The organism is Pseudomonas cichorii (genome assembly GCF_018343775.1).
Classification (GTDB): domain Bacteria; phylum Pseudomonadota; class Gammaproteobacteria; order Pseudomonadales; family Pseudomonadaceae; genus Aquipseudomonas; species Aquipseudomonas cichorii.
This window is the reverse complement of sequence record NZ_CP074349.1, coordinates 2,506,466-2,527,470: the sequence shown is the minus strand read 5'-3', so window position 1 is coordinate 2,527,470 and position 21,005 is coordinate 2,506,466. Positions and strand designations below refer to the sequence as shown.

The 21,005-nt window shown below is 58.2% G+C and carries 18 protein-coding genes; 10 read left to right on the top strand and 8 right to left on the bottom strand.

The features are described 5' to 3' along the window. Positions 1–170: 170 nt before the first annotated feature. Entirely contained in the window at positions 171–1,829 is a 1,659-nt protein-coding gene (locus KGD89_RS11190) for a nitrite/sulfite reductase (protein WP_025259870.1), read from the top strand. After that, complete coding sequence (locus KGD89_RS11185) at positions 1,813–2,307, top strand: DUF934 domain-containing protein (RefSeq protein ID WP_025259869.1); 495 nt, start codon at positions 1,813–1,815, stop codon at positions 2,305–2,307. The genes KGD89_RS11190 and KGD89_RS11185 overlap by 17 nt, the downstream gene beginning before the upstream one ends. 60 nt (positions 2,308–2,367) lie before the next feature. On the opposite strand, the gene sohB is transcribed toward KGD89_RS11185, so the two are convergent. Beyond that, positions 2,368–3,396 carry a protease SohB gene (gene sohB / locus KGD89_RS11180; protein WP_025259868.1) on the bottom strand — a complete coding sequence of 343 codons (1,029 nt, stop codon included), beginning with the start codon at positions 3,394–3,396 and terminating at the stop codon, positions 2,368–2,370. Positions 3,397–3,601: 205 nt separating this feature from the next. Here sohB and KGD89_RS11175 point away from each other — a divergent pair, with 205 nt between their 5' ends. The 6 genes from KGD89_RS11175 (at position 3,602) to KGD89_RS11150 (ending at position 8,903) form a co-directional block, all read left to right on the top strand. Further along, positions 3,602–4,312, top strand: a complete 711-nt coding sequence (locus KGD89_RS11175) for a histidine phosphatase family protein (RefSeq protein ID WP_025259867.1) — start codon at positions 3,602–3,604, stop codon at positions 4,310–4,312. 55 nt (positions 4,313–4,367) lie between these two features. Next, positions 4,368–4,685: an SCP2 sterol-binding domain-containing protein gene (locus tag KGD89_RS11170; protein ID WP_025259866.1), complete on the top strand. Its 318-nt coding sequence runs from the start codon at positions 4,368–4,370 to the stop codon at positions 4,683–4,685. 189 nt (positions 4,686–4,874) lie between these two features. Next, the gene (locus KGD89_RS11165; protein WP_025259865.1) at positions 4,875–5,942 is read left to right on the top strand and encodes a phosphotransferase family protein; all 1,068 of its coding nucleotides are present in this window, start codon (positions 4,875–4,877) and stop codon (positions 5,940–5,942) included. Between the two features lie 24 nt (positions 5,943–5,966). Then, positions 5,967–6,734, top strand: coding sequence for an SDR family oxidoreductase (locus KGD89_RS11160; protein ID WP_025259864.1), 768 nt, complete (start codon positions 5,967–5,969; stop codon positions 6,732–6,734). 146 nt (positions 6,735–6,880) lie between these two features. After that, positions 6,881–8,023 carry a Gfo/Idh/MocA family protein gene (locus KGD89_RS11155; RefSeq protein WP_025259863.1) on the top strand — a complete coding sequence of 381 codons (1,143 nt, stop codon included), beginning with the start codon at positions 6,881–6,883 and terminating at the stop codon, positions 8,021–8,023. 100 nt (positions 8,024–8,123) lie between these two features. Next, a complete protein-coding gene (locus KGD89_RS11150) occupies positions 8,124–8,903 on the top strand; it encodes a TSUP family transporter (RefSeq protein ID WP_025259862.1) in 780 nt (259 codons plus the stop codon). On the opposite strand, the gene nudC is transcribed toward KGD89_RS11150, so the two are convergent. Both nudC and KGD89_RS11140 read right to left on the bottom strand, forming a co-directional pair. Continuing rightward, positions 8,871–9,707, bottom strand: coding sequence for an NAD(+) diphosphatase (gene nudC / locus KGD89_RS11145; RefSeq protein ID WP_025259861.1), 837 nt, complete (start codon positions 9,705–9,707; stop codon positions 8,871–8,873). The two genes, KGD89_RS11150 and nudC, sit on opposite strands and share 33 nt — an antisense overlap. Positions 9,708–9,719: 12 nt before the next feature. Next, positions 9,720–10,532, bottom strand: coding sequence for a crotonase/enoyl-CoA hydratase family protein (locus KGD89_RS11140; protein ID WP_025259860.1), 813 nt, complete (start codon positions 10,530–10,532; stop codon positions 9,720–9,722). Positions 10,533–10,732: 200 nt separating this feature from the next. On the opposite strand from KGD89_RS11140, the gene KGD89_RS11135 reads away from it, so the two are divergent. Further along, the gene (locus KGD89_RS11135) at positions 10,733–12,217 is read left to right on the top strand and encodes an ATPase domain-containing protein (protein ID WP_025259859.1); all 1,485 of its coding nucleotides are present in this window, start codon (positions 10,733–10,735) and stop codon (positions 12,215–12,217) included. Further along, on the top strand, positions 12,214–14,244 hold the full coding sequence (locus KGD89_RS11130; RefSeq protein WP_025259858.1) for a response regulator: 2,031 nt from the start codon (positions 12,214–12,216) through the stop codon (positions 14,242–14,244). Before KGD89_RS11135 ends, KGD89_RS11130 begins: the two co-directional genes overlap by 4 nt. Before the next feature lie 12 nt (positions 14,245–14,256). Here the strand turns inward: KGD89_RS11130 and KGD89_RS11125 are convergent, their stop codons facing one another. The 5 genes from KGD89_RS11125 to KGD89_RS11105 all read right to left on the bottom strand — a co-directional run bounded on the left by KGD89_RS11125 (position 14,257) and on the right by KGD89_RS11105 (position 20,893). After that, entirely contained in the window at positions 14,257–14,634 is a 378-nt protein-coding gene (locus tag KGD89_RS11125) for a response regulator (protein WP_025259857.1), read from the bottom strand. A gap of 110 nt (positions 14,635–14,744) precedes the next feature. After that, positions 14,745–15,926, bottom strand: a complete 1,182-nt coding sequence (locus tag KGD89_RS11120) for a hybrid sensor histidine kinase/response regulator (RefSeq protein WP_025259856.1) — start codon at positions 15,924–15,926, stop codon at positions 14,745–14,747. Then, positions 15,920–16,534 carry a chemotaxis protein CheB gene (locus KGD89_RS11115; protein ID WP_025259855.1) on the bottom strand — a complete coding sequence of 205 codons (615 nt, stop codon included), beginning with the start codon at positions 16,532–16,534 and terminating at the stop codon, positions 15,920–15,922. Before KGD89_RS11115 ends, KGD89_RS11120 begins: the two co-directional genes overlap by 7 nt. Beyond that, positions 16,531–17,352 (bottom strand): CheR family methyltransferase, encoded by an 822-nt coding sequence (locus tag KGD89_RS11110; RefSeq protein WP_025259854.1) that lies wholly within the window; start codon positions 17,350–17,352, stop codon positions 16,531–16,533. The genes KGD89_RS11115 and KGD89_RS11110 overlap by 4 nt, the downstream gene beginning before the upstream one ends. 40 nt (positions 17,353–17,392) lie before the next feature. Next, on the bottom strand, positions 17,393–20,893 hold the full coding sequence (locus KGD89_RS11105; RefSeq protein WP_025259853.1) for a response regulator: 3,501 nt from the start codon (positions 20,891–20,893) through the stop codon (positions 17,393–17,395). Positions 20,894–21,005 lie beyond the last annotated feature (112 nt).

Genomic DNA, 21,005 nt, shown 5'->3' with positions numbered 1-21,005 from the left:
CGATATCAGCAAACTGTTATCTTCGCCGCGCTCCGTAGGGAGTGCGCGACCGTGCGCGCAGAATTGTCTAGGTGGCGCAAGGCTTGGCAGCGAAGGCTGACTGTGTTGACAACAGTCGTGTTTGACGCAGCAGCCCTTGCTTCATTACGAAGCCTGAGAACAGGACCTATATGTACGTATACGACGAGTACGATCAGCGGATCATCGAGGACCGCGTCAAGCAGTTCCGTGACCAGACCCGACGCTATCTGGCGGGCGAACTGAGCGAAGAAGAGTTTCGACCGTTGCGCCTGCAAAACGGTCTTTATGTCCAGCGTTTCGCGCCGATGCTGCGCGTTGCCGTGCCTTACGGCCAACTGACGTCGCGCCAGACGCGCATGATGGCCAAGATAGCCCGGGATTATGACAAGGGCTATGCGCATATCAGTACCCGCCAGAACGTACAGTTCAACTGGCCAGCCCTGGAAGACGTGCCGGATATTCTGGCCGAACTGGCTACCGTGCAGATGCACGCCATCCAGACCAGCGGCAACTGCCTGCGCAACGTGACCACCGACCAGTTCGCCGGCGTTGCCGCCGACGAAGTGATCGACCCGCGCCCATGGTGTGAAATCGTTCGCCAGTGGACCACCTTCCACCCGGAATTCGCCTACCTGCCGCGCAAGTTCAAGATTGCGATCAACGGCTCGAAAAGCGACCGCGCCGCCATTGAAGTGCACGATATCGGCCTGGAGCCGGTATACAACGCTGCTGGCGAGCTGGGTTTCCGCGTGCTTGTCGGCGGTGGCCTTGGTCGTACTCCGGTGGTGGGTGCCTTCATCAACGAATTCCTGCCATGGCAGGATCTGTTGAGCTACCTGGACGCCATCCTGCGGGTCTACAACCGCTACGGTCGTCGCGACAACAAGTACAAGGCCCGGATCAAGATTCTGGTCAAGGCTCTCACGCCTGAAGTCTTCGCCCAGAAGGTCGACGCCGAAATGGCTCACCTGCGTGGCGGCCAGACCACTCTGACCGAAGCCGAAGTGCAGCGCGTTGCCAAGCACTTCGTCGATCCGCAGTACAAGGCGCTCAGCGACCAGCACGACGAGTTGGCTGCCCTGGACGCTCAACACCCGGGCTTCGCCCGCTGGCGTACCCGCAATGTCCTGGCCCATAAAAAGCCGGGCTACGTTGCCGTGACCCTGTCGCTCAAGCCAACCGGCGTTGCTCCTGGCGACCTGACCGACAAACAGCTGGACGCCGTTGCCGACCTGGCTGACCGCTACAGCTTCGGCCAACTGCGCACCTCTCACGAGCAGAACATCATTCTGGCCGACGTCGAGCAATCGGAGTTGTTCACTCTCTGGAACGAACTGCGTGAAGGCGGCTTCGCCACACCGAACATCGGCCTGCTGACCGACATCATCTGCTGCCCTGGCGGTGATTTCTGCTCACTGGCCAACGCCAAGTCGATCCCGATCGCCGAATCCATCCAGCGCCGCTTCGATGACCTGGACTACCTGTTCGATATCGGCGAACTGGACCTGAACATTTCCGGCTGCATGAACGCCTGTGGCCACCACCACGTCGGTCATATCGGCATTCTGGGCGTGGACAAGAAAGGCGAAGAGTTCTATCAGGTTTCCCTCGGCGGCAGTGCCAGCCGTGATGCAAGCCTGGGCAAGATCCTCGGCCCGTCCTTCGCTCAGGACGTGATGCCGGACGTGATCGAGAAGCTGATTGACGTCTACGTCGAGAAACGCACCGAAGACGAACGCTTCATCGACACCTATCAGCGTATTGGCATTGACCCTTTCAAGGAGCGCGTCTATGCAGCGAATCATTAAGAACAACGAAGTCATCGACGAAACCTGGCACATGCTGCCCAAGGAAACGACCTTTGACAGCCTGTCCAACTGCGATGACCTGATCGTCCCGCTGGCGTTGTGGCGCGAACATGGCCATGCACTCAAGGCTCGCGATGGCGGCCTGGGCGTATGGCTGGACAGCGATGAAGAAGCAGAGGAAATCGGCGAGCACGTCGACCAGTTTCAGGTCATTGCCCTGAACTTCCCGGCGTTCACCGATGGCCGTAGCTACTCCAATGCACGCCTGCTGCGTGATCGCTATGGCTACAAGGGCGAATTGCGGGCAATTGGCGATGTATTGCGCGACCAGTTGTTCTACCTGCGTCGCTGCGGCTTCGATGCTTTCGCCGTCCGCGCCGATAAAGACCCTTACGATGCCCTCGAAGGTCTCAAGGACTTCTCGGTAACCTACCAGGCTGCAACCGACGAGCCTCTGCCGCTGTTCCGTCGTCGCTGACGGGCAGGTTTCGCGAATGAATTCGCTCCTCCCGTGGGAGCGCATTCATTCGCGAAGGCATCACCAGAACCGCTGCCGGGTCAACCGACTCCACCAGCCGGTCACCAGTCGATCCACCGATGACTCAGCCGCCAGCCCTACCCGCTCCTGCAGGCTTTTGCGCTGGGCGTAGTTCAGGTGAAAGACCTCAGCTTCCTTGGCCCGGTCGGCCAGATACTGATCACTGGTCTGCAGCTCATCGACCAGCTGTTTCTCAATAGCCGCCATGCCCAGCCAGACTTCACCGGTGGCCACTTCATCGATGGACAACTGCGGGCGATAGCTGGCGACGAAGCCTTTGAACAGATCATGGGTGATGTCCAGGTCCTGCTGAAACTTCTCGCGGCCCTTCTCGGTGTTTTCGCCAAACACGGTCAGAGTGCGCTTGTACTCGCCTGCGGTCAGCACTTCAAAATCGATATCGTGCTTTTTCAGCAGACGGTTGACGTTGGGCAACTGCGCCACGACGCCGATGGAACCGAGGATCGCGAACGGTGCGCTGATGATCTTGTTGCCGATGCAAGCCATCATGTAACCGCCGCTGGCCGCGACCTTGTCGATGCAGATGGTCAGTGGAATCCCCGCCTGACGGATACGCGCCAGTTGCGATGAAGCCAGGCCATAGCTGTGAACCATGCCGCCGCCGCTTTCCAAGCGCAGGACCACTTCGTCCTTTTCAGTGGCCATGGTCAGCAATGCGGTGATTTCATGACGCATGCTTTCGGTGGCAGAAGCCTTGATGTCGCCATCGAAATCCAGCACGTAGACCCGTGGCTTGACCTCGGGCTCGGCCTGTTTCTTCTCTTTCTTCAGAGCCTTGGCCTGCTCTTTGCGCAAGGCCTTGAGGCGATCCTTATCCAGCAACGATTGTTCCAGATGCTCGCGCAGACCTTTGTAGAACTCGTTGAGCCTGGTGACGTGAAGCTGTCCTGCCGACTTGCGACGGCCTTTTCCACGTACTGACGCAATAGCCACCAGCACGATGACGATGGCAATGACCAGCGTAACCGTCTTGGCCAGAAAACTTGCGTAATCAGCGACAAAATCCACAGATGCTCCTCACTTGCGTTGCGCCCTTTCCAGTCAAGGGCTGCGATGACTCCAGCATACCGACGAGCCAGGAGGTTCACCAGCGCGCTACATATTGCAAATAGTTAAAACAGCAATTTCAAACGAGCGTATGTTTTTTCGTTGACAGGCCCCGGCCATCCCCCATAACCTCGCCGGACCTTCAACGTACCGAGACGACACGGACGTGGGCAGCATTTATCTGATACGACATGGCCAGGCTTCATTCGGTGCAGACGATTACGACGTGCTGTCGCCTGTCGGCATTCGCCAGGCTCAGGTACTGGGCGCGCATCTGGCACAGATGGGCCTGCGCCTGGACCGTTGCCTGTCCGGCAGTCTGCGGCGCCAGAAAGACACCGCGCAAAATGCCCTGGCACAACTGGCCGAGGCCGGTCTTGAACCGCCCGCACTGGAAATCGACAGCGCTTTCAATGAATTCGATGCCGAAGGTGTCGTGCGTGCCCTGATACCCGAGATGCTGCCCGATGAACCCGACGCCCTGCACATCCTGCGCAATGCCGGTCATAACCCGGCCGAGTTCCAGCGACTGTTTGCGCAGATCGTCAGCCGCTGGCTGGGCGGCAAACACGACACACCGGGCATGCAAAGCTGGCTGGCATTCGTCTCTGGCGTAAAGGCTGGCCTGGACAGAATCATCGAAACTGCCGGCAAACGTGAGCGCATCGCCGTGTTCACTTCCGGCGGCACCATTACGGCCTTGCTGCACCTTGTTACCGGAATGCCCGCACAGCAGGCATTCGAGCTTAACTGGCATATCGTCAACACCTCGCTGAACCGGCTGGAATTCAGTGGCAGCAAGGTGACCCTGGCTTCCTTCAACAGTGACACACACCTGCAACTGCTGAAGGTGCCGGAACTCATCACTTACCGCTGAGTCCGGCCAACCGCGCCCTGACCGGCGCCAGAACCAACCATAAAAGGATAAAACCATGACCTCAGTAGCCGAAGCTGTCCAAACCATGAAAGCCAAGTTCAACCCAAGCGCCGCTGCGGGCCTGGACCTGGTTTTCGGCTTCAACATCACTGACGAAGGCAAGCACTACGCCCTGATCGTCAAGGACAGCACCTGCGAACTGCAGGAAGGCGAGAACCCTGACGCCAACGTGACCCTGATCATGGACAGCGAAACCCTCAAAGGCATCGTCAGCGGCGAAACCGATGGCATGCAGGCTTTCATGGGCGGCAAGCTGCGCGCCGAAGGCGATATGATGCTGGCCATGAAGCTGAGCGATTTATTCCCGGTCTGATCAGGGAGTTGATTCTTGCGACGCACAAAAAACCGAAGCTTCATGGCTTCGGTTTTTTTTCGCCTGAATCAAACCGGCTGATCGACGGGCAACACGCTAGCCTATAAGGCTCGCCCAAGGTTGTTCGCAGACACGCCGTTCATTAGATTAGCCAATGATCCTGGCAGACCATAATAAGCAGGAATAAGCATGGCGCTAACCGACCAGTCCACGGATATTCGTCCCGGTGAAGAGCTGGACGCACATCTCATCGATCCCTACCTCAAAACCCGGATTCCCGGTCTCAGCGGTTTGCCGCAGATCAGCCAGTTTCCGGGAGGTGCCTCGAACCTCACGTATCTGGTCCGCTACCCCGGACAGGAGTTCGTTCTGCGCCGCCCGCCATTCGGGCAAAAAGCCAGGTCGGCTCACGACATGGGCCGCGAGTACCGCATTCTCAACGGCCTCAAGGATGCGTTCCCCTACTGCCCGAAAGCCTATGCACACTGCACCGATGAAAGCCTGATCGGCTCCGACTTCTATGTCATGGAGCGGGTCAAGGGCATCATCCTGCGCTCGGACCTGCCGCCGGAATTGAACCTGGATGCCGGGCAGACCGAAGAATTGTGCAAAAGCTTCATCGACAAACTGGTGGAGCTGCATCAGGTCGACTATCAGGCCTGCGGCCTGGCGGACCTGGGCAAGCCGCAGGGTTATGTGAAACGGCAGATTCTGGGCTGGAGCGAGCGCTACGAGAAAGCCATGACTCCCGATGCTCCCGCCTGGGAAAAGGTCAGGAACTGGCTGGTAGCGAAAATGCCCGCCGACCATCCGAAACCGGCCATCGTGCACAACGATTACCGTTTCGACAACGTGATTCTCGACCCCGAAAACCCGATGCGCATCATCGGTGTGCTGGATTGGGAACTGACCACGCTGGGCGATCCGCTGATGGACCTGGGCAACACCCTGGCTTACTGGATTCAGGCCGACGACCCTGCGCCCGTGCAACTGATGCGTCGCCAGCCCAGCAATGCCCCGGGCATGCTGACTCGTCAGCAGTTTGTCGACTACTACGCCGAACGCTCAGGCATTTGTATCGATAATTTCGACTTCTATTACACCTATGGCCTGTTCCGTCTGGCGGGCATCGTGCAGCAGATCTACTACCGTTTCTTCCACGGCCAGACTCAGGACAAACGTTTCGCACAGTTCATCCAGATGAACCTGCTGCTGGAGCGCACGAGCCTGCAAGTGATCGAAAAATCCAGCCTTTGAGTGCAGTGACCCAAGGAAACCACCATGTCCAGAACCCAGTTATTCGACCTTGATGGCAAGATCGCCTTCGTTTCCGGCGCCAGTCGCGGCATTGGTGAAGCCATCGCCAGACTGCTGGCCCAGCAAGGCGCACACGTGATTGTTTCCAGCCGCAAGATCGAGGGCTGCCAGCAGGTTGCAGATGCCATTGTTGCCGAAGGTGGCAAGGCGACAGCCATCGCCTGTCATATCGGTGAAATGGAACAGATTCAAAACGTGTTCGAGCAGATTCGCCAACAGTTCGGACGTCTGGACGTGCTGGTCAACAACGCAGCCACCAACCCGCAGTTCTGCAATGTGCTGGATACGGACCTCGGGGCTTTTCAGAAGACCGTGGACGTGAACATTCGCGGGTATTTCTTCATGTCGGTGGAAGCCGGCAAGCTGATGCGCGACAACGGTGGCGGCAGCATCATCAATGTGGCCTCGATCAATGGCGTATCGCCAGGGCAATTCCAGGGCATCTATTCGGTAACCAAGGCGGCGGTCATCAATATGACCAAAGTGTTCGCCAAGGAATGTGCAGCGTTCGGTATCCGCTGCAATGCCCTGCTGCCGGGCCTCACCGACACCAAATTTGCCTCGGCGCTGGTCAAGAACGACGCCATCCTCAACATGGCACTGGCCCAGATCCCCCTCAAGCGCGTGGCTGCTCCCAGCGAAATGGCAGGCGCGGTGCTGTATCTGGCCAGTGAAGCGTCGAGCTACACGACCGGGGTCGCACTGAATGTGGATGGCGGGTTTCTTTCCTGATCCTTTCGCGAATGAATCCCCCACTCCCCGTGAGAGCGAATTCATTCGCGAAGAATGACCACACCAACAAAACAAGAATTAAATTTCCATAATTATAATTTGTGGAATATATTTTCCGAAAACAATAATCCATCACGGAGATTGTCATGCGGAAAAACCCCCTCCCCGCACCCTTGGGTATCGGCCTGATCGGCACCGGCTTCATGGGCCGCGCCCATGCCCTGGCGTTTCGCAATGTCAGTGCAGCCTTTGAACTTCCTGCCCCTATTCACCTCGCAGCCCTCGCCGATGCAGACAGTGCCCGCGCCGGGCAATGTGCTCAGGCATGGGGCTTTGAGCGCAGCCACAGTGACTGGCAACAACTGATCGACGATCCTCAGGTACAGATCGTCGCGATCACCACGCCCAATCATTTGCACTTCCCCATGGCCATGGCCGCCATCGCTGCAGGAAAAGCGGTGTATTGCGAAAAGCCTCTGGCAGTCAGCCTGGCCCAGGCGGATGAAATGCGCCGTAGTGCCGAGGCCGCAGGCGTCGTGACGCAAGTGGGTTACAACTATCAGCACAACCCGATGATCGACCTCGCAAGAGAAATGATCGACGCGGGAGAGCTGGGGGAAATCATCAGTTTCCAGGGAGAGTTCAGCGAAGACTTCATGGGCGACCCGGCATCGCCATGGTCCTGGCGCTGTGAAGCCGAGCATGCCGGTGGCGCACTGGCCGATCTTGGCAGCCATCTGCTGGCCATGGCCCGCTACCTGCTGGGCGATATCGAAGCGGTATGCGCCGATTCAAGCACCGTGCATCGCCAGCGCCCCGCCACCCGCGGCAGTAACGAGATGCGTTCGATTGCGGTGGACGATCAGACTCATGCCCTGCTGCGCTTTGCCAGTGGCGCACGCGGCACCTTCAGCAGCAGTTGGCTCAAGCACGGCTACAAGAACCATCTGAGCTTTGAAATCAGCGGCACCCGCGGCACTCTGACCTTCGATCAGGAGCGCTTGAACGAGCTGCGCATCTATCGCAGCGGCGCAACCGGACGCGATGGTTTCCAGCGGATACTCGCAGGTCCGGCCCAGGCAGGCTATGCCGCCTTCTGCCCGGCGCCCGGCCATCAACTGGGGTACAACGAGCTCAAGGCGCTGGAAGTGCATTCACTGATTCAGGCCGTGTGCGGTGTTGGCAAGCGAGGGCCTGACTTTGAAGAGGCCTGGCAGATCGAACGCCTGGCAGCAGCGATTCGTCTCGCAGCACGCGAACAGCGCTGGGTCGGACTGGGTGAAATCTGAAAAACGCCTTCGACCATTGTCTGACACAGGGCAAACAGGGGAGTAGAATGCGCGCCTTCGGGCAGCCATTCTGCCCCCTGCCCTATAAGCCGTACCGATCATGCCTTTTGAACTCAGTGTCGACCTTGCCACCCTCGCCATTCTGATCGTTGTTGCCTTCATTGCCGGATTCATCGATGCCATTGCCGGAGGCGGCGGGCTGTTGACCACCCCTGCCCTGATGACGGCCGGCCTGCCGCCGCATCTGGTGCTGGGCACCAACAAACTCAGCTCGACCTTCGGTTCTGCAACCGCCAGCTTCACCTACTACCGCCGCAAGCTTTTCCATCCCCGGCAATGGGCTCATGCCTTGGTAGGCACTGCCGTGGGCGCTGCAATCGGCGCGGTGATCGCCCATTACCTGCCTGCCGAATGGATCAATCAGATGCTGCCCGTGATTGTGTTCGGTTGCGGTCTGTACCTGCTGTTCGGCGGTACGCCCAAGGCGCCACTGGACAGCAACGCGCCGATCAGGAAGAAATGGCAACTGCCTCAGGGCCTGACACTGGGCTTCTATGACGGCGTGGCTGGCCCGGGCACCGGCGCTTTCTGGACCGTCAGCACGCTGATGATGTACCCGGTGGATCTGGTAAAGGCCAGCGGCGTGGCACGCAGCATGAACTTCGTCAGCAATGCCGTTGCCTTGTCGATATTCATCTTTTCGGGCCAGGTGGACTTCGTCATCGGCCTGAGCATGGGCCTGTCAGTGATGCTCGGCGCCTACTTCGGCGCAGGCACCGCCATCAAGGGCGGCGCCAAATTCATTCGTCCGGTATTCATCATCGTGGTACTCGGCCTGACCGTGCGCCTAGCCTGGCAACACTGGTTCGGGGGCGCCTGAACGACGGGCCAGGTAAGACTCGATCAGATAGCGCGCAATGGAACGGCTGGCCGGTAACGGCGGAAGGTCATCGACATGAAACCAGCGCGCATCTTCGATCTCATCGGCCTGAGGCACGATTTCACCGCTCTCATATTCGGCATGGAAACCCAGCATCATCGAATGCGGGAATGGCCAGCACTGGCTGCCCATGTAGGTGATGTTGCGGATGCGGATCTGCACCTCTTCCATCACCTCCCGACGCACGCAATCCTCGGCCGACTCGCCGGGCTCGGCAAAACCGGCCAGGGTGCTGTAGACACCGGTCACGAAACGCGGTGAACGAGCCAGCAGGATTTCATCGCCACGGGTAATCAGCACGATCATGCTCGGCGAGATGCGCGGGTAGAAACGCAGGTTGTCATGCTCGCAGTACATCGCCCGCTCACCGGGAATCTGCACCGTCGGGCGGCCACAGGCACCACAGAATCGATGCTCGCGAGCCCAGGTGCTGATCTGCGCCGCATAGCCGAGTTTCTGATAGATCGCAAAATCCCCCTGCAACATGAACTGGCGCAGCCCCTGCCAGGTACAGCCTTCGACCTCCACCGACCGATCGAGCACCAGCACATAGACCGGTTCGCCATCGAAGTGGCCGATGCCATGCTCGCTTTGCACCGGCAGGTCCTGGCGCTTTAGCCATTCCCTGGGAAACATGACGCCATTACCGTCAAGCAGAAAACCCTGATCACCATGAACCACGGCCCAGCCACCTGTTGCTGACGTATCCAGAACTGCAGTTGTCCAACGCGCCGGGCGTGTCATGACAAGAACTCCTTAATTGTCGAAAACCGGCTTCTGTTTGCTCATGTGCGCAGCCATTGCCACCCTGAGATCGACCGATTGCAGCATGGCAGAGTTCCAGATGGCAACGTGCTCAAGACCATCATCGATACGATGATCGCGCATGTAGGCGATCATCTGCTTGGTGCCTTCTATCGCAATTGGCGACTTGGCGGCTATTTCACGGGCGATGGCAAAGACAGCTTCCAGCAGGCTCGGCGCATCGGCAAAAGTGCTGTTGACCAGACCGATGCGCTGGGCTTCTTCGGCGCCGACCGTGCGCCCGGTATAGGCCAGCTCACGCATCATGCCATCGCCAATGATTCGTGGCAGGCGTTGCAGGGTGCCGACATCAGCTGCCATGCCCATGTCGATTTCGCGGATCGAGAACTGCGCATCAGCCGCTGCATAACGCATGTCACACGCGGAAACCAGATCGATGGCACCGCCCAGGCAGTAACCGTGAATCGCCGCGAGCACCGGCTTGCGGCAGTTGTCCACGGCAGTGAACGAAGCCTGCATCTGCTGGATTTTGCGCCGCAACAGACGCGCATTGCGCCCGACATCCTTGCCCATTTCACCGGCGATGGAGGCCAGCAACGCAAGATCGATCCCTGAGGAAAAGTGCTTGCCCGCACCACTCAGAACCACGACGCGAACCTCGTCGTTTTCCTCGACCCACTGGAATATCTCGATGATTTCGGTCCAGAAAGCGGCATTCATGGCATTGACCTTGTCCGGTCGATTAAGCTGCACATGAGCGATGTGGTCAGTCAGCTCGACGAGAAAGGTTTGGTAGTCGGACACGGCATTATCCTCAGGGTGGTTATTGTCTGTCTGAGGCGGACTATACCAAGCCCTTCACGGCTGTCGTAAGGCGACTTTTGTGACATTTCCCGGACCGCAAATCGGCCATGCTCCATGGCCTGCCATATAAAAAGTATGAACCGTCGAGGCCTCAAGGGGTCCAGATTCATTGCCTGCATTCGGAAACAAGAGGGCAATACTTGGAAAAGTCAAAAGCGGTAACCGGTATAGACGGTCTGGATGACATCCTGTCAGGAGGTCTTTCACGCAATCACGTTTTCCTTCTCGAAGGGGAACCCGGAACCGGCAAGACCACCGTCGCGCTGCAGTTTCTGCTGGCGGGTGCGCAAGCGGGTGAAGTCGGCCTGTACATCACACTATCGGAAACCGAACGAGAGCTGCGTGAGGGAGCGCGTTCCCATGGCTGGGAACTGGATGAACATATCGAGATTTTCGAGCTGACGCCTCCTGAAACCCTGCTCAATACCGAGCAGCATCAAAGCCTGCTGTACTCCTCTGACCTTGAGCTGGGGGAAGCAACACGGCAGATCTTTGACGTGGTGGAACGCATCAGACCAACTCGCGTAGTCATAGACAGCCTTTCGGAAATTCGCCTGCTGGCGCAGAGTTCGTTGCGCTACAGACGGCAGATTCTGGCCATCAAGCATTATTTTGCTCGCTATGACGCAACCGTCATTCTGCTCGACGACCTGACTACGGAGTCTCTGGACAAGACCGTACACAGCGTCGCCCACGGCGTCATCCGCCTGGAAGAACTGACACCCAACTATGGCGCAGAGCGGCGGCGCATCAAGATCGTCAAGTATCGCGGTCAGAAGTATCGCGGCGGCTTCCATGACTTCACCATCATGGAAGACGGAATCCATGTGTTCCCGCGCCTGGTCGCGGCCGAACACCGTAACGACTACATCCGCACGCAACTTGGCAGCGGCATCAAGGAACTCGACGACTTGCTCGGCGGGGGTACGGATGGCGGCTCAAGTACGCTGATCCTCGGCCCGGCCGGCACTGGCAAATCGTTGATCGCACTGGTGTTCGCCGCAGAAGCCGTCTCTCGTGGCGAACGGGTCGGCCTGTTTATCTTCGACGAAGAACTGGGCCTGCTGTTTGACCGGATGAAAAAGATAGGCATCGACCTCAAGGCCTTGCAGGCCACGGGCAACCTGATGATCGAACAGGTGGACGCTGCCGAATTGTCTCCGGGGGAGTTTTCCCATCGGGTCCGCCGCTGCGTGGATGACAAGCAGATCAAGACCGTTGTCATCGACAGCATCAACGGCTATCAGGCGGCAATGCCGGAAGAGAATTCACTGGTTCTGCACGTACATGAACTTCTGCTTTATCTCAACCGACAAGGAGCCTCGACCTTCATGACCGTGGCTCAACACGGCTTGGTCGGCGATATGCAAACGCCAGTGGACATTACCTATCTGGCAGACACCGTCATCCTGTTGCGCTACTTTGAAGCGCTCGGCCAGATACGCAGGGCCATATCCATCATCAAGAAACGAACCGGCACTCACGAATCGACGATTCGCGAATACCGCATCGGCAGGAGCGGCCTGAGAATAGGCGAGCCGTTATCAGCCTTTCAGGGTGTCTTGCGAGGCGCTCCCGATTACGTTGGCGAAAGCAAGCCACTGCTCAAGGATGAAGACGAGTGAGTGTCAGCGGATTGCTATCGGAACGGGCTGTCATTCTGGCCCCCAGAGGACGTGACAGTCAGATTGCGGTAATGATCCTTGAGGAAGCGGGCTATCGGGCAACGATTGCCCGCGACCTCAACGAACTTGGCCAGGAGCTGGCTGCCGGAGCGGGACTCGCGATCATTGCCGATGAGGCACTGCACGGTGCGGATATCGATCCGCTGGTGAGCCTTCTGGCCAACCAGCCCGCCTGGTCCGACCTGCCTATCGTGTTGCTCACTCACCATGGCGGCCCGGACCAGAACCCTTCGGCACGGCTGGGCAGCCTGTTGGGCAACATCACGTTCCTGGAGCGCCCCTTCCACCCCATCACGCTGGTCAGCCTGGTGTCAACGGCCGTACGCGGCCGTCGACGCCAGTACGAGGCTCGGGCACGCATGGAGGATCTTGTGGAGGGTGAGAGGCGTTTGCAAAACGCCCTCAAGGCGGGTCGGCTCGGCTCGTGGCAACTGGAAGCCGGATTTCTGGTTCTGACCTGCTCGGCCATCAGCAAATCCCACTATGGCCGCGAAGAGCACGAAAACTTCACCTACGACGACTGGCTGGAAGCGGTTCACCCCGAAGATCAGCCACGCATGCAATCAGCCTTGCAGCGCAGCCTGGATACGGGCGTCGATTTCATTATTGAATACCGGGACATCTGGCCAGACGGCTCGGTCAACTGGGTCGATGTACGCGCACGGGCCATACGGGCCAAGAACGGCCAGGTCAGCGCATTGTCCGGAGTGACCTCCGATATCTCTGAGCGCAAGCAGGCCGAAGCCCAGCTCAGAAGCCTCAACGAAACCCTTGAACAGCAGGTCGAAGAGCGCACTTCACAACTGCGCCATAAAGAAGAGATCCTGCGCCAGTCACAAAAGATGGAGGCCGTCGGCCAATTGACTGGCGGCATCGCCCACGATTTCAACAACATGCTCACGGGCATCATCGGCAGTCTCGAAATGATCAGGCGCCGCCTGGAGCGAGGCCGACTCGACGACCTGGATAAACTGATCGATCTGGGCGTGACTTCCGCCAACCGGGCAGCCTCCCTCACCCATCGACTGCTGGCGTTTTCCAGACGCCAGTCGCTGGACTCCAAGCCTGTGGAGATGAACCAGTTGGTCAGCTCCATGGGGGAACTGATCCAGCGCAGCCTCAATGAAAGCATTCACCTGGACATGCGCCTGAACGCCGAGCTATGGACCGCCGAAGCCGATCCCAACCAACTGGAAAATGCCCTGCTCAATCTGGTGCTCAATGCCCGGGACGCCATGCCCGATGGGGGGCAGTTGCAGATCGAGACGTTCAATCAGCGGCTGGACAAGTCGTTCACCAACGCCCATGAAAACCTCTTGCCGGGCGATTATGTGGTCCTGAACGTCAGCGACAATGGTTGCGGCATGCCCGAAGCCATTGTCAGCCGTGCCTTCGACCCGTTCTTTACCACCAAACCCATCGGCCAGGGTACCGGCCTCGGGTTGTCGATGATCTATGGCTTCAGCAAGCAGTCTCACGGTCATGTCGCCATACAGAGCGAAGTCGGGCGCGGCACGACCGTGCAGTTGTTTCTGCCACGCTTCCAGGGCGATCAGCCCGAAAACGAACAGAGCTATCAGGGCAATACTATCTGCGCCAGAGAAGGCGAAACGATCCTGATAGTCGAAGACGATCCCTCCGTGCGGGCTCTGGTCAGCTCGGTACTCAGCGAATTGGGGTATGCCTATGTAGAGGCAGGCGACGCACGAGGTGCCGTGCCGGTCCTGGAGTCCGATCAGCGTATCGACCTGCTGATCAGCGACGTCGGCCTGCCCGGCATGAACGGTCGGCAACTGGCGGAAATAGCCCGGCAGCTAAGGCCTGAGCTGAAAGTGCTGTTTATCACCGGCTATGCCGAGCACGCAGCCGCTCGCTCGGGTTTTCTGGATACCGGCATGCAGATGATCACCAAGCCCTTTGCCTTCGATCACCTGACGTCCAAGGTGAGAGAGATGATCGAGGCCTGAACCGCCGAAGCCTCAGGCCAGCAGACGCTGGATCTGCGTGTGCAGGGTTTCCATGGTGAACGGCTTGGCCAGAATCGGCGCCTTGCGAGTGATCGGGCTGTCGCAATCGAGGATTTCCGCCGGGTAACCGCTGATAAAGATGACCTTCAGCTCAGGTCGCAGCTTGACCGCTGGCTCGGCAATCATCACACCGGAGAACCCGCCTGGCAGGCGATAGTCGGTGATCATCAGGTCCAGGTGGGGCTTGGTCGCCAGAATCTCGAACGCCTGCTCGCCGTTGGAGGCCTGCAAGACCCGATAGCCCTCGCCCGACAGATAATCAGCCAGCAGCATCAGGATCAAGGGTTCGTCTTCGACGATTAGTACGACGTTTTCTGCATCAGCGCTCATGGAACTGCCTTTTGTTCTGTAAATAGCTGCCAATACGACCACAGCGCTTGGTAGAGGTTGCGCAAATCTTTTTGAAACTTCGCACCACCCACGAATGAAAAAAATTAATGTTACAACGGCAGGCAGACCCGGAATGTCGAGCCCTTGCCCTCTTCGCTCTCCACGACAATCCGGCCGCCATGGGCCAGAACGATCTGTTCGGAGATGAACAACCCAAGCCCCAGGCCGGCCACGGCATGCTTGGCCGTTACCCGCTCGAACTGCTGGAAGATGCGCTTCTGGTTTTCCTCGGAAATCCCGATCCCCTGATCTATCACTTCGACCCGCGCCTCGCCGCTTTCACAATACACATGCACCTCGATCGGCTTGCGGGCACCGTAGCGCATTGCATTGGTCAACAGGTTGGCCACCACCTGCTCGATCCGGAACTCGTCCCATACCCCGATGACTGTCTCTTCGGCAAACAGGGTGACGGTGGATTCGGTCGCGGCAATCTGGGCCGCGAAGTTTTCCAGTAACTGGCCCACCAACTCGCTCAGGTCAAAGGCGTTTGGCCGGATCGACAGCTTGCCGGTGCGGATACGAGACACATCGAGCATGTCCTCGATCAGCCGGATCAGGCTCTGGATCTGACGCTCGTCGCGATCGACCATGCCCCGCAGCTTGTCCAGGGTGAAAGCCGCTGTGTTGTCCTTGGCCAGATGCAACTTGCGCAACTGGGTTTCCAGGATCAGGCCATTGAGCGGTGTGCGCACTTCATGGGAGACGATGGACATGAAGTCGTCGCGCATGCGGATGGCATGTTCGAGCTCGCCCTGGGTCGCCTGCAGACGCTTGAGCAGTATTTCCTGTTCGTGGCGACTCTGCTCCAGCGCTTCGACCTGCATTTTCACCGCCTTGCGCTGGCGATACAGCTCGACGAAGACGTTGACCTTGCTCTTGACCGCATGGATATCCAGCGGCTTGTGCAGGAAGTCCACGGCTCCGCTTTCGTAGCCTTTGAAGGCATAGTTGAGTTCACGCCCGGCGGCACTGACAAACACGATAGGAATGTTCTTGGTCTTTTCGGTGCTGCGCATCATCTCGGCCAGCTCGAAACCGTTCATGCCGGGCATCTGCACGTCGAGAATGGCCAGGGCGAATTCATGCTGCAACAGCAGGGACAAGGCTTCGTCTGCCGACAAGGCCTTGTATACGGTGCGGTCATCACGCTTGATCAACGCTTCGAGGGCAAGCAGGTTTTCCGGCAAATCGTCGACTATGAGCAGTTTTGCCTGGATTTCATTTAGCATGTGATTCGTTCCAGCTTGACCAGCAGTTGGCCTATTTCATTCAAAGGCAGAAGGTAATCAGGCGAATGGAGCGCCAGGGCCGCCTCGGGCATGGTGCGCGCCAGGGCCTGATCCGGATCCTGAATCACGGTAAAACCACCGTATCTGTTTATTTGCGCCAACCCGAGTGCCCCATCGTTATTGGCGCCGGTCAGCAATACGCCTGCAAGGCGTGAGCCAAAGGCATCCGCAGCCGAATCGAACAAAATATCGATGCTGGGCCGCGAATGAAATACGCGCTCTTCCTGGCTCAACGAAAAGCTGTGATCGTTCTCCACCGACAGGTGATAACCGGCAGGCGCAAAATACAGCGTGCCGGGCACAATCGACTCCTTGTCGTCAGCTTCCTTGACCGGTATCGCCAGACGATTCTGGAATACATGAGCCAACTGGCTGCGCCGCGACTCCGGCAGATGCAGGACAGCAATGATCGGAAGAGGAAAGCCGGGCCTGAGCATGCCGAATATTTTCAGCAACGCTTCCACACCGCCCGCCGACGCACCGACGACAATGGCATCCACTGCCGGCAGAGTGCAATCGGCCGACTCGACACTGAAGGTCGTTTTCATTTTTTCCGGTAGATCCGTTCCGGTTTCACCAGTGTTTCAAAAACATTGCTGTACTCGGAAAAATCCAGAGTTTCCTTGCTGCCCAATGCGAGAAATCCGCGATGGCATAATGACTCATGGAACAACCCGAAGGTTCGGTTCTGAAGACTCTTGTTGAAATAGATCAACACGTTCCGGCATGAAATGAGCTGCGTCTCGGAGAAGACGCTGTCGGTGGCCAGGCTATGATCGGCGAACGTGACATTCTCGCGCAGGGTCTTGTCGAAGATCGCGTAATCATAGGCCGAGGTGTAGTAATCCGAGAGCTCGCGCTGACCACCGGCCTTGCGGTAGTTTTCGGCATAGGCCCGCACGCTTTCCATGGAGAAGATCCCCTGCTTGGCTTTTTCCAGGGAGCTTGGGTTGATATCGGTGGCGTAAATGATGGTGCGTTCAAGCAACCCCTCTTCGCGCAAGAGAATCGCCGTCGAATAGACTTCTTCCCCCGTGCTGCAACCGGCGATCCAGACCTTGATCGACGGATAGGTCCTGAGCAACGGCACCACTTCCTGGCGAATGGCCAGAAAATGCGAAGGATCGCGAAACATCTCGCTGACCGGAATCGTCAGCAATTGCAGCAACTGCATGAACGCGGCCGGATCGTGCAGCACACGCTCCTGCAAGGCAGAAATGGTGCTGCAATCGAACTGACGCAGGGCATGGTTCACCCGGCGCTTGATGGAAGCGCCGGAATAGTCCCGAAAGTCATAGCTGTATTTCAGATAAATCGCATCAATCAGCAGTTGCAGCTCGATATCAGCGCTTCGATCAAGTGCCATGGATAAACCTGAGAAAATAAATCGTTTGGGCCGCCATCACTCAAATACGTTCCATTTTCGGCAGCCAGACCCGAATCAAAGAGAACAGCCGGTCCAGATCGATGGGCTTGGCCAGATAGTCGTTGGAACCTGCCTGCAGGCAACGCTCCTGATCGTCCTTCATGGCCTTGGCGGTCACTGCAATGATCGGCAGTTTGCGCCAGCGAGGGTCCTTGCGGATTTCAACGGTCGCTTCGTAGCCGTCCATTTCCGGCATCATCACGTCCATCAGCACCAGATCGATATCTTCGACCTCATTGAGCTTTGCAATCGCCTCGATGCCGTTACGGGCGATCTCCACCACAGCGCCCTTGTGTTCCAGGGCACTGGTCAGGGCGAAGATATTGCGCACATCGTCATCGACCACCAGGATCTTGCGCGCCTCGAAGACCTTGTCACGGCTGCGGGCAGTCTTGAGCATTTTCTGACGCTCGTTGGAGAGCTGCGACTCGACCTTGTGCAGGAACAGGGTCACTTCATCCAGCAGGCGCTCCGGCGAGCGGGCGCCCTTGATGATGATCGAACGCGAGTACTTCATCAGTTCGGTTTCTTCGTCACGGGTCATGTTGCGCCCCGTGTAGACGATCACCGGCGGGAAGGAACGAATGTCTTCGGTGGACATGCGCTTGAGCAGTTCATTGCCCAGCATGTCCGGCAACTTCAGGTCGATGATCATGCAGTCATAGATGTTTTCGCGCAGCAGATCCAGCGCCTCCTGAGCGAAGCCAACAGCGGTAATTTCAATATCATCGTCGCCGATCAGGCGCGCAATGCTGTCGCGCTGCAAGGCATCGTCCTCGACCAGCAGGATGTGCTTGACCTTCTGGGTCAGCTTGGCTTCAAGCCTGGCGAATACATCCTTGAGTTCCTCACGGGTGGTCGGCTTGACCGCATAACCGATGGCTCCCATGTGCATGGCGGCCTCCTGGCGATCCTCGACAGAAATCACGTGCACCGGAATGTGCCGGGTAGGCGCCAGCTCCTTGAGACGCTGCAACACGGTCAGGCCCGAGTGGTCCGGCAGGCGCATGTCCAGCAGGATGGCGTCGGGGGTGAACTCCGCGGCCAGGTTGAAGCCTTCGTCGGCGGCGTGGGCGACCAGACAGCTGTAACCCAGCTCATGGGCCAGATCGAAAAGGATCTGCGCAAACCGCACTTCATCTTCGATGACCAGAATGCAGCGCCCGCTGAACGGTGCCTTGTGGCGATCATCGGCAAAGGCCGACTCCGGCATTGCCGGCTTGGGTTCGATAGCCGGCTGGCTTGCTACCGGCAACGTGACAACAGGCGACGAAATGATCACCGACCGTTCGCCGCCCTCCTCTTCGCGCTCCTGCTCGACGTACTGCTCTGGCAACACCAGAGAGAAAATGCTGCCTTGGCCCGGCGCACTGGTGACGCTGATGGAGCCTCCCAGCAAGGCTGCCAGATCCCGGGAAATCGACAGCCCCAGACCGGTGCCGCCGTAACGCCGGTTGGTGGTGCCATCGGCCTGGCGGAAGGCCTCGAAAATGCTCTGCTGATGCTCCGGGGCGATACCGATACCCGAATCACGCACGGTAAACACAATGCCCGAACCCGGCTGACGAGAGACGATCATGCTCACGGTGCCGCTCTCGGTGAACTTGATGGCGTTGGACAAGAGGTTCTTGAGGATCTGCTCCAGACGCTGACGGTCGGTAAACAGCATGGTTGGCGTGCCAGGCTGCACTTCCACGACGAAGTCCAGATTCTTTTCGGTCGCCAATGGCTGGAACATGCCACGCAGGCCATCCACCAGACGCGACACGCTGCTGTTCTCGGGACGGACTTCCAGCTTGCCCGCCTCGACCTTGGAGATATCCAGAATGTCGTTGATCAGGTTCAACAGGTCATTGCCGGCCGAGTAGATCGATTCGGCAAACTTGACCTGCTCCTGAGTCAGGTTCTCGGTCGGGTTTTCCGCCAGCAGCTTGGCCAGGATCAACGAACTGTTGAGCGGCGTGCGCAACTCATGGGACATGTTGGCCAGGAATTCGGACTTGTACTTGCTGGAGCGCTGCAGCTCATCGGCACGGGCTTGCAACTCCACCTGAGCCAGGCTCAGCTCTTCGTTCTTGCTGTCCAGGATATCGCGCTGGTCTTCCAGGGCCTGGCTCTGTTCAGCCAACTGGGTATTGGTCTGCTCGAGCTCGGCCTGCTGGGTTTCCAGATGGGCCTGGGACTCCTTGAGGATCCGCGATTGCTCTTCGAGTTCTTCGTTGGCGGTGCGCAGCTCTTCCTGCTGGACCTGCAACTCTTCGTTGAGCTGCTGGGTTTCGGTCAGGACTTCCTGAAGACGCTGGCGATAACGCGCCGCTTCAATGGAGGTGCCGATATTTGCGGCCACCAGCTCTAGAAACTCGACGTCCTTTTCGGTGAGTGCGCGCATGAAGCCCAGTTCGATTACACCATTGACCTGATCGTCATTGCTGGTCGGCACGATGACCACACTGCTCGGCAAACCTTCGCCCAGGCCGGAGCTGTATTTGAAGTAATCGCCGGGCAACCCGTCCAGGGTGACGATGCGGTTCTGCTGTGCGGCCTGGCCAATGACGCCTTCGCCACTGAAGATTGTCTGCTCCTGCTGCTCATGCTCCCGGGAGAACCCGTAAGAAGCGACACGCAACAGGCCACCGTGCTCCTGACGGACATAGACAGCCGCCACCACCGCGCCCAGGTACTGGGCGAAGAACTGCAGGATATGCTGCCCGAGGGTATTGAGCGTCAACTGGCCAAGCACCTGCTCGGCCAGTTCGCTCTGGCCATTGCGCAGCCAGGCGACCTTCTGCAGACGCTCGGCGTTATCTTCAAGCTGGTTCAGGTTGGAGCTGTAAGTCGTGGACAGGGAAAGCAGGTCACGCCTTCCGAAATACGCCAGGATGCCGCTGACCGCCAGCACAAAGATCATGTACAGCACCACGCACGCAATGGTCGTGCGGGTCACGTCAGCGTTGCGGGCAAGTCGCAACTGCTGCTCCATGGAAATGACCTGATCGTACTCGGTACGGATTTCATCGGTAATGCGCTTGCCGCGCCCGGCACGAGTGGCGAGGACGAAATCACCGTTCTGACGGCGCATCTCGATCATTTCCTGAGCGAAATGTCCCCACTCTTCCTGCAAGGTGGACAACCGGCGGAAACGGTCCACTTGCGTCGGGTTATCGAACACCAGCTCTTCCAGGTTTTTCAACTCGGCCCTGAGCAAGGGTTTCGCGACTTCATAGGGGTCAAGAAAGTTTTCCTGCCCGGTCAGCAGGAAACCGCGCATGCCGGTTTCCATGTCAATGGAGAGCTTCATCGCACGGTTGGTGCTGTTGAGCACCCGATCCGTATGCTCGACCCACTGAATGACCGAGAGCAGATAGCCGATCAGGATGGCAAAGAAAAGCGCGCTTAAAACGCCAACGCCCAGCGGCAGACTGATGTTGCGGACCAGTAATTTGCGAAAGCGCTGCTCATCGACGACAGACGTCCGGTTCATGAAAAGTCCCTGGCGTTATATCAAAACGGTAGAGTTTGCCGTAACAGCAAGAAAAAGACTCACTTTTCTCGCATAGAGGATTGAAATTTCACACATAAATCGGCGATAAGCT